At 42.6% G+C, this 13,620-nt stretch carries 10 protein-coding genes and 2 pseudogenes; 6 read left to right on the top strand and 6 right to left on the bottom strand.

The genetic code is table 11. From position 1 onward, the window contains the following. Positions 1–15: 15 nt before the first annotated feature. Complete coding sequence (locus IPJ09_12735; GenBank protein MBK7372284.1) at positions 16–150, bottom strand: PD40 domain-containing protein; 135 nt, start codon at positions 148–150, stop codon at positions 16–18. 1,429 nt (positions 151–1,579) lie between these two features. Here IPJ09_12735 and IPJ09_12740 point away from each other — a divergent pair. After that, a pseudogene (locus IPJ09_12740) lies at positions 1,580–2,704 on the top strand (cellulase family glycosylhydrolase). A 138-nt stretch (positions 2,705–2,842) separates the two neighbouring features. Next, on the top strand, positions 2,843–4,516 hold the full coding sequence (locus tag IPJ09_12745; protein ID MBK7372285.1) for an NAD+ synthase: 1,674 nt from the start codon (positions 2,843–2,845) through the stop codon (positions 4,514–4,516). 57 nt (positions 4,517–4,573) lie between these two features. On the opposite strand, the gene IPJ09_12750 is transcribed toward IPJ09_12745, so the two are convergent. Both IPJ09_12750 and IPJ09_12755 read right to left on the bottom strand, forming a co-directional pair. After that, entirely contained in the window at positions 4,574–5,779 is a 1,206-nt protein-coding gene (locus IPJ09_12750; GenBank protein MBK7372286.1) for a TCR/Tet family MFS transporter, read from the bottom strand. Positions 5,780–5,807: 28 nt separating this feature from the next. Further along, positions 5,808–5,972 (bottom strand): hypothetical protein, encoded by a 165-nt coding sequence (locus IPJ09_12755; GenBank protein MBK7372287.1) that lies wholly within the window; start codon positions 5,970–5,972, stop codon positions 5,808–5,810. Between the two features lie 167 nt (positions 5,973–6,139). Between IPJ09_12755 and IPJ09_12760 the strand changes: the two genes are divergently transcribed. The 3 genes and pseudogenes from IPJ09_12760 to IPJ09_12770 all read left to right on the top strand — a co-directional run bounded on the left by IPJ09_12760 (position 6,140) and on the right by IPJ09_12770 (position 9,126). Next, the gene (locus IPJ09_12760; protein ID MBK7372288.1) at positions 6,140–6,574 is read left to right on the top strand and encodes a hypothetical protein; all 435 of its coding nucleotides are present in this window, start codon (positions 6,140–6,142) and stop codon (positions 6,572–6,574) included. Next, complete coding sequence (locus IPJ09_12765; GenBank protein MBK7372289.1) at positions 6,568–7,257, top strand: gliding motility-associated C-terminal domain-containing protein; 690 nt, start codon at positions 6,568–6,570, stop codon at positions 7,255–7,257. Before IPJ09_12760 ends, IPJ09_12765 begins: the two co-directional genes overlap by 7 nt. 224 nt (positions 7,258–7,481) lie before the next feature. Beyond that, positions 7,482–9,126 (top strand): annotated as a pseudogene (locus IPJ09_12770) (glycoside hydrolase family 43 protein). Between the two features lie 14 nt (positions 9,127–9,140). Here the strand turns inward: IPJ09_12770 and IPJ09_12775 are convergent. From IPJ09_12775 to recO, 3 genes are read right to left on the bottom strand one after another with little or no spacing between them, the layout of a single operon-like run. Continuing rightward, positions 9,141–10,505 (bottom strand): hypothetical protein, encoded by a 1,365-nt coding sequence (locus IPJ09_12775; GenBank protein ID MBK7372290.1) that lies wholly within the window; start codon positions 10,503–10,505, stop codon positions 9,141–9,143. Beyond that, entirely contained in the window at positions 10,427–11,569 is a 1,143-nt protein-coding gene (locus tag IPJ09_12780; protein ID MBK7372291.1) for a penicillin-binding protein, read from the bottom strand. The genes IPJ09_12775 and IPJ09_12780 overlap by 79 nt, the downstream gene beginning before the upstream one ends. Before the next feature lie 37 nt (positions 11,570–11,606). Beyond that, a complete protein-coding gene (recO, locus tag IPJ09_12785; protein MBK7372292.1) occupies positions 11,607–12,341 on the bottom strand; it encodes a DNA repair protein RecO in 735 nt (244 codons plus the stop codon). A gap of 88 nt (positions 12,342–12,429) precedes the next feature. Between recO and IPJ09_12790 the strand changes: the two genes are divergently transcribed. After that, positions 12,430–13,368, top strand: coding sequence for a hypothetical protein (locus IPJ09_12790; protein ID MBK7372293.1), 939 nt, complete (start codon positions 12,430–12,432; stop codon positions 13,366–13,368). Positions 13,369–13,620: the final 252 nt, after the last annotated feature.

Here is a 13,620-nt window from a genome sequence, read left to right on the forward strand (position 1 = left end):
GTAAGCTAATTAATTTTATTGGGTTCTGATTCCATTGCTCACAAAGGTGATTTTTGAACCATCAGGAGACCAGCCATTGACCTCAAAACAGCCTTTACCTCCAAAAAATAAGCGATGGTCCTGGGACCACCTCCGGTGAGAGGCAATAATTTGAGAGCTACTCTTTGATAGGCTACAGGCATTTTGGGATTGACATCATGCGGGTATGCCAGGTAGACGATAGATTTTTTGTCAGGAGAAAGGTGAGGGTACCAGGCGTGGTTAGCGTCATACGTGAGTTGTTGGGCGCCGGACCCATCTGGTTTTTTTCGCCAGATCTGATTGGTGCCGGATTTGGCATCGTTGTAATATATAAACTGTCCGTCAGATTCAGTTACAGGTAAGATACTGGCATTTGATAGGGATGCTGGGGATCCACCTGCCGCAGGAATACGAAAGCTCTTTCCATTTTCCATATATTGAAGCGATTTGCCATCTTTAGAAAAAGCAGCAGCGGTAATGGCCACAGGGGTTTCATACATGATCTTGGTATTGCCGGTATTAACATCCAACATTTCCAGCCTGGATCCTATCCGGACACTATCATAATTCACGGTCTGTACATAGTGATTTGGGTTCCAATCAGGAGCTATAGGGGTAGAGACACGCACATTCCACACACGTGCTTCTTGCATACCATCAGGATCATGTGCCAATGCATAAGGACCTATCAATACCTCATCTTTTAATGTGGGCAGGTCGACCGTACCCATTTCTTCAAATGCTTCCCCCGGATGAGCTATGCGCATCGTGATTTTTTTGCCAATCCGCTCTAACTGAATGATATTTTCTCCAAAGTATTGTTTGGCAAAAAATATTTCCTCTTCAGGGTCACGCATATAAGCCCCGCGCAGTGGTCGCCATTGTATCACGACGAGTCCATCGCCGTGCAAACAAGTGTTGACACTGACAGCATCATGGTCAGTTGATTCACGAATCATCCACCCTGTCTTGCGGTGGCCATTGCCTCCATCATTGCCTATGAGTTGAAAATTAGCTGTCAATAAAAAATCACCTTTGATCTTTTTATACAGAAAATGAAACTCATCATGGTTAAACCAAATATTGGATCCTCCACCCTTCAGCGTATAGGTTTGAGTAGTTGGATCATAACCGGCTGAGCCTTTTATTTTAGGATTGCCTATGTCTTCAGACTTTTCGAACTGGCCTATTTGAGCATTTAAATAGTGGAGACCGGTAAGAGATAACACAAAAAATATAATGATAGTATTTTTAATCATGGTGTAGGATTATAAAAAAATAGCTGATGGGCATAGATATATTAAGATTCAATTTGGGCATGAACTTCTTAGCTTTTAAATATAGGACATCTTCATCTTTGATTTGTAATAAATGATAAAAATCCAATAAATGATTACTTTTTACAGATTATTTTATCCCTTCATAATACTATTCGAAACATAATTAGAATTTAGCTTAAGACTTCATGATCATATTTTAATTAAGGCGTAAACCCAAATCCTGATTGTTGACTTTTTTACCTAAATTAGACGACTCTTTAAAACATTATCTCATGGAAATCAATCGACGCGAATTTATACGCTCTTCTTCCCTGGCTACTGCCGGTCTCCTGACCCATCCTTCCCAAATATTAAAAACCAAAAACAAATTGCCGCGGTGGAAAGGATTTAATTTTCTTGATTTCTTTTCTCCCAATCCCTACAATGGTCACAATGCTACTCCAGAAGTTTTTTTTCAATGGATGGCTGATTGGGGATTTGATTTTGTAAGGATACCGATGGCCTATCCCTCATATCTCAAATTTGATCGATCCAGAAATATCCTTCCGGAGGAAACCAGAAATATCGATTCTGCGGTGACTGATAAAATAGAACAACTGGTGTTTAACGCTCAAAAACATGGCTTACATGTCTCCCTCAATCTGCACCGGGCTCCCGGTTATTGTATCAACGCAGGATTTCACGAACCTTACAATCTATGGACTGATGCACAAGCCTTAGATGATTTTTGTTTTCATTGGGAGTTTTGGGCAAAACGATTTAAAAACACCTCCAAGAAAAAATCAGTTTTGATTTGCTTAATGAACCTGCCTGGCGCGATGATATGAATGATCAATTAGGAAAAAAACAGCCTTGCCAGGGAAGTCTATCGAAAAATAGTTTTCGCAGCATACAACACCATCAAAAAAGTCAATAAAAAACACCTCATCATCGCAGATGGCAATAATGTAGGCAAAGATGTCACCCCTGAGCTCACCGACCTGGATATAGCACAAAGCTGTCGTGGATATGTACCTTCTATCATCTCTCATTATAAAGCAGGCTGGGTATATAAAGATCCCGAAAGCCTGCCTACTCCAGTATGGCCTGGCAGAGTGGGTGACCAGGATCTCAGCAGAAAAATGCTCGAAGATCTATATGCCCCCTGGATCAAACTGGCACAAAGTGGTATCGGGGTGCATTGTGGCGAATGTGGTTGTTTTAATAAGACCCCTCATGAAGTATTCCTGGCATGGTTTACGGATGTGCTCGATATACTCGGTACCCATGACATTGGTTTCGCCCTCTGGGAATTTAAAGGATCCTTTGGCCTCATCGATTCTGGACGCACTGATGTCGGGTACGAAGACTGGCATGGATACAAATTGGACAGAAAGTTATTGACGATGTTACAGAAAGCCTGATGTTTGGGTAGACCTATTTTTTTTTATGGATGCATGGTAAAAAAACTGGTCATCACATCGCTAAAAAACTCGTCTGAATGACCTAAATAGCATTGAAGTAAACATATTCAATTCCCTCCATCATAGTACCTTTGACTTATGCAGATAAGTTTAGCACAGATCAACTCCCACATTGGCAATTTTGAAGGTAATCTGGAGAAAATACTACATTATATTGAACTAGCCAGAAGCCAGGGATCCGATCTGGTGGTTTTTCCAGAATTGGCCACCTGCGGCTATCCACCCAGAGATTTTTTAGAGTTTAGTGACTTTATCGCTCAATCTGAATCTGTCCTGGATCAAATACGACATGCCGCCAGGGACATCGCTGTGCTGGTAGGCAGTCCGGCGATCAATCCTGTCAAAGAGGGTAAGGACCTGCACAATGCTGCCTTTTTTTTAGCTGATCAAAAGATCTTATATCAACACAATAAAACCTTGCTCCCGACCTATGATATATTTGACGAATACAGGTACTTTGAGCCATCCCATGATTTTAAAGTGTTTGAGTTCAAAGGCTATCGCATCGCGCTGACCGTTTGCGAAGATCTCTGGAATCTGGAAAATGAAAATCCACTGTACACCGTATGTCCCCTGGACAAAATGATCGATCAGATACCGGATATCATCTTCAATATTTCAGCTTCGCCGTTTGCTTACGATCATGCCCAGGAAAGAATAGAGGTGGTGCGTGCTAACGTGCTGAAATACAAACTGCCATTATTTTATTGCAATACGGTAGGCGCCCAGACCGATGTGGTTTTTGATGGAGGATCCCTGGTATTTAATGCAGATGGTACGCTCTATGACGAATTGCCTTATTTTGAAGAATGCATCAGGACTTACGAAGTAAAATCCAATGAAACCATCCTTCGAACTGATGGTGGTCACCCCAGCAGAACAGGTGAGCAGCCTAAGGAAAAGTATAAACTCATGCATGATGCTATCCTCTTAGGCATCAGCGACTATTTTGGCAAGCTTGGATTTAAGCAGGCTATCCTGGGCCTCAGCGGCGGTATAGATTCTGCACTGACTTGTGCCCTGGCGGTACGGGCATTGGGCAAAGACAATGTGATGGGGCTGATGATGCCATCAAGATACAGCAGTAAAGGCAGTGTGGACGATGCCGTGGCCCTGGCCAGGAATCTCGGTATCCGATACGAAATCATAGAAATAGAACCTATGTTCGATCGATTTCTAGCGCAACTCGCTCCCATATTGCAAGACAGGCCTTTTAATGTGACTGAAGAAAATATCCAAGCCAGGATTCGAGGCACCCTACTCATGGCTGCCTCCAACAAGCTAGGACCCATCCTCCTTAACACGACCAATAAAAGCGAGATGGCAGTGGGTTATGGCACTTTGTACGGCGACCTTTGCGGTGGATTGTCTGTACTCGGTGATGTCTACAAAACCGAAGTCTACAATTTAGTAAAATACGTAAATGAAAGCGCCAGTGAGCCAGGCGGAGTGATCCCTCAAAATTCGATCACTAAACCACCTTCTGCTGAGCTCAGACCCGATCAAAAAGATTCTGACAGCCTGCCGCCCTATGATGCGCTCGATACTATATTATATCAATACATCGAAAAAAGAAAGGGACCCAATGAAATCATCACCCTGGGTTACGACCCGGCACTCGTCAAACGGATCCTTCGGATGGTCAATATCAATGAGTTTAAACGAGAACAAACGGCCCCGGTCGTCCGCGTTTCCCCTAAAGCATTTGGAGCTGGACGGAGGATGCCTATTGTGGGGAAATATTTAAGTTGAGGGTTTTACCAATGTCGAGCATGCGGAAGGAGTTTTACTCGACATTGTACTTTGGAGTCAAGGTTTCCCCAGCGTCCTATAAGCCATCAAAGTGCTCAATACAATAAAGATCGATCCAAGCAAAAATGCAGATCCCGGCAAATGGATCGGTGCTGTATCTCTGGTGAAATAATAAAAAATACCGGTCATCAACGGAGGGCCGATGATGGTCGTCACACTCATGAGACTGGTCAAAGCTCCCTGGAGTTCACCCTGGGCATTACGGGGTATCTGGCCGGTGATGATGCCTTGCAATGCAGGGCCCGCTATCCCACCCAGGCAATAAGGGATAGAAAATAAAAACATCATCCATCCTTTGGTAGCAAAAGCAAACAACAGCAGTCCTAAAGCATAAAAAGCAAATCCCAGGTATAGACTTTTTTTCTGCCCTAGTTTTGGGATCGTATAGCGTATCAGTACAGCTTGTACTAAGGCTACCAGGATACCGACAAAACCCAATGAATATCCTACTGTCTGTTCATTCCAGCCAAAAGTGTGCATATTAAAAAATGTCCAGGTGCTCTGGACAGAGTGTGCCGCCAGGTAAATTAAGATCAATGAACCCACTAATCCAAAGACTGTCGGATATTTTTTTAATTGCAGGAGGCTGCCAACCGGGTTCGCCCGCTTCCAGTCAAAAGGTCTACGATGCTCTTCGTCCAATGATTCGGGCAGAATAAAATAACCATACATCCAATTGATAAAAGTGAGACCTGCTGATACTAAAAACGGTACCCTGGGCCCTATCTGCCCAAGGATGCCTCCCAATGTAGGCCCTATGATGAATCCGAGACCAAAGGCGGCTCCCAACATTCCAAAATTTTGGGATCGGTTTTCGTCTGTACTCACATCTGCGATGTAAGCACTGGCAGTGGTAAAACTGGCTCCCATCACACCGGCCAATAATCTCCCAACAAAAAGCCAGGCAATGGTCGGAGCCCAGGCTGCCAATAAATAGTCCAGACCAAACCCAAACAACGATATCAACAGGATTTTTCTGCGCCCATATTGATCACTTAAAGCACCCAGGATAGGTGAAAAAACAAACTGCATGATCGCAAAGGAAAACATCAGCATGCCGCCATACTTACTTGCATCGGAGATCGTTCCGCCGGTCATACTGGTGATCAGACGAGGTATCACCGGGATGATGATGCCAAATCCGATGACATCTATCAGGATGGTAAAGAATATAAATCCAATGGCTGCTTTCCGGGTTTTCATATAAGGAAAGCCGCGAAAATAGATCTAATTATTCAGATTTGAAGACTGCATTAGTTGAAACAGGAGGGTTTGAAATAGTCTCTATCGAAGCTGTATCGATTGGATGTGTTGCATTTACTTTGGCTCCCAGGACCATCAACCAGGTAGTACCAGTTAACACGATGATCAGAAATACCAATTTGAAAGTTTTCATTTTTTAATTTAATTATATAGCAAAGATCTATGCGTAACCTAGTACTGTAAAATCTACACGACTGACTGAAGAAAAAATCCGACCAAGGGGTCGGTATTTAGTGATTAATCATTGATTTAGAGAGACCTAAGGGCCTTAAACTCAGTCAAAAAGTCTACTTTTAACCTGTGAGTAGGTATTTCCATGGTTGGTGGTTGGTTTTGCTAGCCTTATCGGCAAGAGCGCAAGGCAATCTGATACCTAATCCTGGCTTTGAAGATCATATCAGCTGCCCTTCACATTTGAGTGAGTTTAATGGAGTGATCAAAGACTGGTTTACACCTACGACAGGCACTCCCAATTTTTATCATGCTTGTGCTGCCAGTCCAGAAGTCGGAGTCCCTCAGAATTATTTTGGACATAAAGCAGCTTATAAAGGTTCAGCATATGTGGGTATCATGACCAGCAATGCTTTTAGAGAATATATCACAGTCCAGCTATCCTCCACCCTGATAAAAGGCAGGCGATACCATCTCAGCTTCTATACCTCGATTATTCGACAAAATCGATGTAAATCCACCGGGTTAGATTTGCTATTCCTCCTTCTTTACATGGCATGGTAGATTATCCAGACGAAAAATGGCAATATTCTGAGTTTTGTTACACCGCTGTCGGTGGAGAGAAGTATCTGACTTTTGGAGATTTCACTTACCCGGAAGCTCATCACAATTGTCTTGATGGTGATATCTCCTATTATTTTATGGATGAAGTTTCACTGACAGCTGTGGAAGACCCTTCAACAATTGAAGTGCAATACCCCGTTTGTGATAAATCATTTCCATTTGTATTAGACGGAACCGATATAGTTCAAAACCAAACTCTGATAGACACTACTTCCTGGTTATGGGATGGGGTCATAAACAACAGCAGCAGATTGATAGAAAAAGAAGGCTTTTATAAACTCGTTTTTGACCGGACCAATTGTGTGAGGTCTGAGTATAACATCAATATCAAAGATTCAAATTGTAGTTATTCACTCTTTTTACCTAATATATTTACTCCCAATAATGATGGTTATAACGATGATTTTTCAATGCATTCAACAGGAGTGGCTTTTAATAAAATATCAATATTTAACAGGATAGGCCAGGTAGTATTTGAATCAAATGATCCGAATTTCCGTTGGGATGGACAGCTGCACAGAAAGGACCTCAGTGATGGTGTATACGTATATCTTATTACAGGTCAGGCAATATCTTCAGGGCGGATAATTCAAAAATCAGGATCCGTGACCCTGATTAGATAAATACAAAATCAATAAATCGGGAGTATCTTCAGCTGAAATTAAAAATCATTTCATTTATTACAATTTTTGACAATAAATGGAAGTTTTAAGCAAAATTAAATCTGTCCAGTGAATGTGATCAAGGTGATTTATAACTTGTCTATTTGCCCGGACAATACTTAAACTAAGCTTATGAATTCAATGTATATGATTCACCGAAAAATAGTTTTATTTACCCTGCTAGGATTTTTTCTGCTATTATTGGCACTAATTCTTTACAGGCCCAGGGTACTTATACCAACCCGATTCTATCAGGGTTTTATCCTGACCCGAGTATCATCCGGGTAGCCGAAGACTATTACCTGGTGACTTCTTCCTTTGCCTATTTTCCCGGGCTACCCATATTCCATAGCAAGGACCTGGTGAGCTGGCATCAGATTGGATATGCCATGGATCGCAAAGAGCAGTTGGATCTCACCGGAGCCGGCGTCTCAAGAGGATTATTTGCCCCAGCAATTTCCTACCATGATGGTCTATATTATATCACTTGTACCTTAGTGGACAAAGGCGGCAATTTTATTATTACAGCCAAAGATCCCAAAGGACCCTGGAGCAATCCCACCTACCTGCCTCAGGTCAATGGCATAGATCCATCATTGTATTTTGAAGATGATCAGGCTTATATTTTGTACAATAGTATTCCTCCGGACAATGTCTCGCTATATAATGGTCATAGGACTATCAGAATGTACCCGCTCGACAAGGATAGCCTTAAGACTAAAGAGCAAGAGATAATTTTGATCAATGGCGGAACAGACCTCAGTAAGCAACCAGTATGGATAGAAGCACCCCATGTGCTTAAAAAAGATGGTTGGTATTATCTCTATTGTGCTGAGGGTGGAACCGGGTATAATCACAGCGAGGTGGTTTTCAGATCAAAATCACTCACGGGACCTTATCTATCTTATCCAAACAACCCTATCCTAACACAGCGGGATCTGGATCCGGCGAGAAAAGATCCGGTCACTTCTACCGGTCATGCACAATTGGTGGAAACTGCTGCCGGTGAATGGTATGCCGTATTCCTCGGTTGCAGGCCCTACGATGATGGGCATTACAATACAGGTCGAGAAACTTTTATGACCCCGGTTCAATGGATAGATGGATGGCCAATCATCAATCCTGGTTTTAAAACAATCCAGTCTCAATACCCGTGGCCCAAAATAGACGGTCCTAATTTTACCTCCAGGATCAACGAGTTTGCCACCAATCAATTATTTTTTGACCACTTTGACGGTACTGAACTCAACAAACGATATACCTTTCTACGAACTCCAACCAAAAAGTTTTACCGGGTAAAAAAAAGCAAATTGACTTTAGAGCTCGATTCAAATACCTGTAGTGGAAAAAACCCTATTGCCATGGTAGCCGATCGACAGAATCACTTATCCGGGTATGTTACGACCCGCATGCAATTTCAAACACTTGCTGCTAATGAACAAGCTGGACTGATCGTATTCCAGAATGAGAATCATTATTATTTTATGTGCAAGTCAGCGGACAATGCCAGGCCTGTAGTACAACTGTATAAAGGCCCGGGCAATGATCGAAAAGCCGACGGTCCTACACTCCTTACCTCTATCCCTTTACGAAAAAAAAAATAGTGCCATCATCTTTAAAATAGAAGTCAATGACCAGGGATACAATTTTTATTATTCTGTCAAAAAAGGTGAATGGCTATTGCTGAGATCAGATATGGATCGAACTTTTTTAAGCACAGAAACCGCTGGTGGTTTTGTAGGATGTATGTACGGAATGTATGCCACCTCCAATGGAACCCACACCGTAAATACGGCCCGGTACGATTGGTTTGAACACAATGGTCAGTAGGGGTTTCAGGCCCATCAACGATGATCCTCTGCATCGACAGGCTTTTCTTTTTTCTTAAATAGTCTTTCTAAAAAGCCCCCAATACCGCCCCCATCTTTCCTTCGCTCCCGTTTGCGATTTTTAATATTATTGATAGTATCCACCCGATGGCGGGAGACCGGCACCGTCATCATACTGTCAGCCGGAGCCAGATTATCAGCGACAAGTGTCTCGTCGTATTCTTCTTCAATATAATAAGGACAGCCCAGCATGCTCATCGCCTCATCAGACAATGCGGGAAAACTTCCTCCCTGAAATTTTTTCAAACTTTTATTGGCATTCATTTTTTGTAAAAAACTGCCGCAGATCGGCAGTGCCATATAAGAGCCTTGACCCAGATCCAGTGATCTAAATCGTATCGTAGGCATCTCTCCTCCTACCCAGGCACCAAAAGATAGTTTTGGAGTGAAACCTATCAGCCAGCCGTCGCTTTGATTTTGAGTGGTACCTGTTTTTGCACCCACTTCTGATCCAATAGAATATGCACTTTTGAGGCTTCTGGCAGTGCCGGATTCGGCCACTGATTTAAGCATCTGCGTCATAAGTTGCGCATTGACTTCGGAAAGTATATTCTCTGCCGGAGGCAGGTCTTTTTCAAAATCCACGATGACTTCCCCCTTATTGTTCTCAATCTTGCGGAGGTAGTACGGCTTGTTTTTCATACCCTTATTGGGAAATACGCTAAAAGCCTGTACCATTTCCATCAAAGAAATATCCGCTGTGCCAAGGGCCAAAGAAGGTACTGAAGGAAGTGAAGATTGTATGCCTAGCCTTTTGGCCATGTCGATCACAGGCTTGGACCCTAATTGGATGATAGCGTCTACTGCGGCGCAATTGACGGAGTGCACCAGGGTGCCTTCCATAGAGTACAAGCCACCATAAGTATTGTCCGAATTCTGTGGCTCCCAATTATCATATTGACTATAGACGATATGGTCATTGGAAAAATAATCACAGGGAGTATACCCTTCTTCGAGCGCAGCAGCCATCACGATCGGCTTAAAAGTGGAACCTACCTGGCGCTTTGATCGGACATGATCATATTTGAAGTGGGCATAATCTACACCTCCTACCCAGGCTTTGATTTTTCCACTACTTTGTTCCATCGCTACAAAACCTGCATTGAGTATTTTGATATAATATTTTAAAGAATCCAGGGGTGTCATCAAAGTGTCTTTTTCTCCGGCATGGGTAAAAATGGTCATCGGCCTTTTTTGTTTAAAAGCGGACTCTATCTCCACCTCTGTACTACCTTCTTTTTTCATACCGATATATCTTTCTGTTTTCGGGATGAGATCTGAGACAAAGGAAGCTTGCTCCCAGGGATCTTTTTCTTCCAATGCCTGTCAAAATCGGTCTGTAGTTTAGTCATTCGTTCATGCACAGCGTCTTCAGCCAGTCGCTGCATTTGTGCATCCAGTGTCGTATATATTTTCAGTCCGTCCGTGTACAAGTTATATGGCTGACCTTGAGGTGTCTGGTAATCTTTGAGCAAGCGATTGAGATCAAGTCTGATTTGTTCGCGTATATAAGTGCCGAGGCCTACCGTATGTCCTTCTTTTTTGTATTGCAACCTGATAGGCAGCTTGATGAGGGAGTCGTAAGCTGCTGTAGAAATAAACTCACTTTTGACCATTTGACCCAAAACAATATTTCTTCTTTCAGTGGCCTTCTCTTCATTTCTGAGAGGACTGTACACTCCTGTAGCTTTGAGCATACCTACGAGTACTGCCGCCTCTTCAATATTGATATCCTCCGGGTCCGAATTGAACAATTGTTTACAAGCTACATCGATACCAAAGATGCTATTGCCAAAAGGCACTGTATTGAGATACCAGGTGAGTATTTCTTCCTTATTATAGGTTCGCTCTAACCGAAGAGCGATCATCATCTCTGTAATTTTATTGATCGGAGTAGTACATATCCAATAATCTTTTCGGGGATAGAGGTTTTTGGCCAACTGTTGACTGATCGTACTTCCTCCACCTGAAGATTGGTCCGAAAGGAGTATTGACTTGAAGAGCACCCTGGCCCAACTACGAATATCGATGCCATGATGTTGGTAGAATCTTTGGTCTTCCGTCGCGATCAGCGCCTGGATGATATGAGGCGATATAGAGTTGTAATTGACATTGGTCCGGTTTTCAATAAAATATTTTCCAAAAGATTTGCCATTGTCATCCAATAGTACTGAAGATACCGGGTTTTTGATGCTCTTGATTTCTGCGATAGACGGCAGAGATCCAAACACACCCAACCTGACCATGCCAGTGAAAATAAAAATAAAAAATAAAGCCAGGATCAGGATCAGGGACCCCACCCTAAAAATCTTCTCAACAGTGCCTAGCCCTTTATAACTCGAGGCTATCAATCTTGGAATAAAAGCTGTCGATTTAAATATCATGTACTCTGTAAAAAGTAAAATTGAACGAGTTTAGTATTTATGCTGTCAATATTTCTTCCAGGATATGCGGAGATTCTAATCCGTTAAAGTGGCCCAGATGAAACTTATAATAGTCCAACAAACCATACAAAAGATCCTTTCTGTCTTGTTTGCTACTCTCCAAAGGTGCAGTCCAGACGCCGGCATCATGATGCTCCATCAGTATACTGAGCAATCTGGTGCAAGCTGCATTGAGCGCATCGCGATGATAAGGCTCATGGTCAATAAACCTACCTTCACGCAGGTCAAAATATTGCCCAACGAGCACATGAGGCTTCAGCGGATAGATACCCAAATACCTGGTCAGACCCAATAAAAAGTATAGAGGAATCCAGGTGACTTTCATTGGCGGATCATCAGTGTGGTCCAGGCAGGTCACCACCCAATCATACATCTCCTGGTCAAAATCATTGTCCTGGATACATTTCCTCAATAGCTCCAGCATGAATACTCCTACGGCCGTGCGTTGCATCTCAAAAGGCAAAGTCTGGTAGATTTTGGCATACCGGGCTTCTTTAATCCTATGGATAGATTTGTGTTCATTAAAATAAGTTACTATGTCTAATTGATTCATGATCTGAAACATACCAGCTTTGCCGTGATTACCATTGACTCCGCCCATGATAAAAGACTGCAACCCATGGTCACGGGTCAGTATCTGGGATATGATGCTGGTCTCACCATATTTATTTGTTTTGAGTACGATACCTTCGATCTGAATCAAAGAGGACATGGGGTCAAAATTAAAGGAATGATTTATAAAAACATATTAAATAAAATAATAATATCAAAATGGTGTGATATTCCTACCTTTGCGGCTTATGTCAAAAAATTTGGTTTATTTAACTTTCCTCTGCACCTGCTTCCTTTATTGCAAATCAAATCCTGGTGCCAACCCGGTCACTGAAAAAGAACCAAAAGCCATCAATTGGTCCAAAGATGTACCTGCCAAACACCCTATTCTCAATGGCAGTGCCATCACCTATAAAGATGAGATCTATGTGCTGGCAGGGTTAGAAGGCAGATTTATGAAATACAATCCCGCTACTTATATCTGGACTGACCTTGCTGGTCTGCCCGGTCCTCGAAGCGAAGCTGCTATGACCTTATGGGGCGATAAAGTGGTCGTCGCCGGAGGCATAGATGACTCTGCCCACATCATGCGCCGGGTAGATTATTATGACCTCGTAGATTTTGTGTGGAAAGAATTGCCCTCGCTTCCAGCTCCCAGGGCCAGGTTTTCACTAACGGTCAATGAGGATAAACTATATGCTTCTTGTGGTATCTGTGGGGACAATACTCATAGTTTTATCAACTGCCAGGAGCTATTATTTTTTGATGATGCCGCCAAATCCTGGAAAATTCAAAACAAGCTGACGACTGGTAGATTTGATCATGTGGCTATCTCTAAAGGGGATGAAATTTATTTAGTCGGTGGCAATGGATTTGACCCCAAAGTCGGCACTTTTTATATCAACCACGCCAAACGGGAATTCGGATTCAAACCTCAGATGCCCAGGCCCAGGGGCAATATGGGAGGGGTGTCCATAGGTGATTTTATAGTCACTTTTGGAGGAAAAACACCAGGTGCATTCTCCACTATGGAAAAACTGGATATCAAAAACAGCAAATGGTCAGATTTCGGTACTTGCCCTTTTTGGACCGACCGGTTTGCATTCACCCGGTGGAAAGACAGGATCTATGTCTTCGGCGGCTCACAAGCCAATACGCATGTATGGAAAGGTGACATCGTATTTTGAGGGAGATTTGAAGTCACATTATGATTTAAGGCTATCTCTAACAACCTCCTTTTGCCCGAACGGCAATTTTAATAAAATTACCTAATAGGTTCTTATAAAATTATACTTCGTTGATTTTCAGTTACAGAGAAGCCCCGCTATGCGCCTTCAACTCGCCTCGTCTAATTTTATAACAACCAATTTCTGAACAAAACTAGGTTATTAGAGATAGCCTTAATTCAATTTTTGGGGTAGGTTTCAATTAGTTATTAC

This window comes from Saprospiraceae bacterium (assembly GCA_016709995.1).
In the GTDB taxonomy this organism is placed as follows: domain Bacteria; phylum Bacteroidota; class Bacteroidia; order Chitinophagales; family Saprospiraceae; genus JADJLQ01.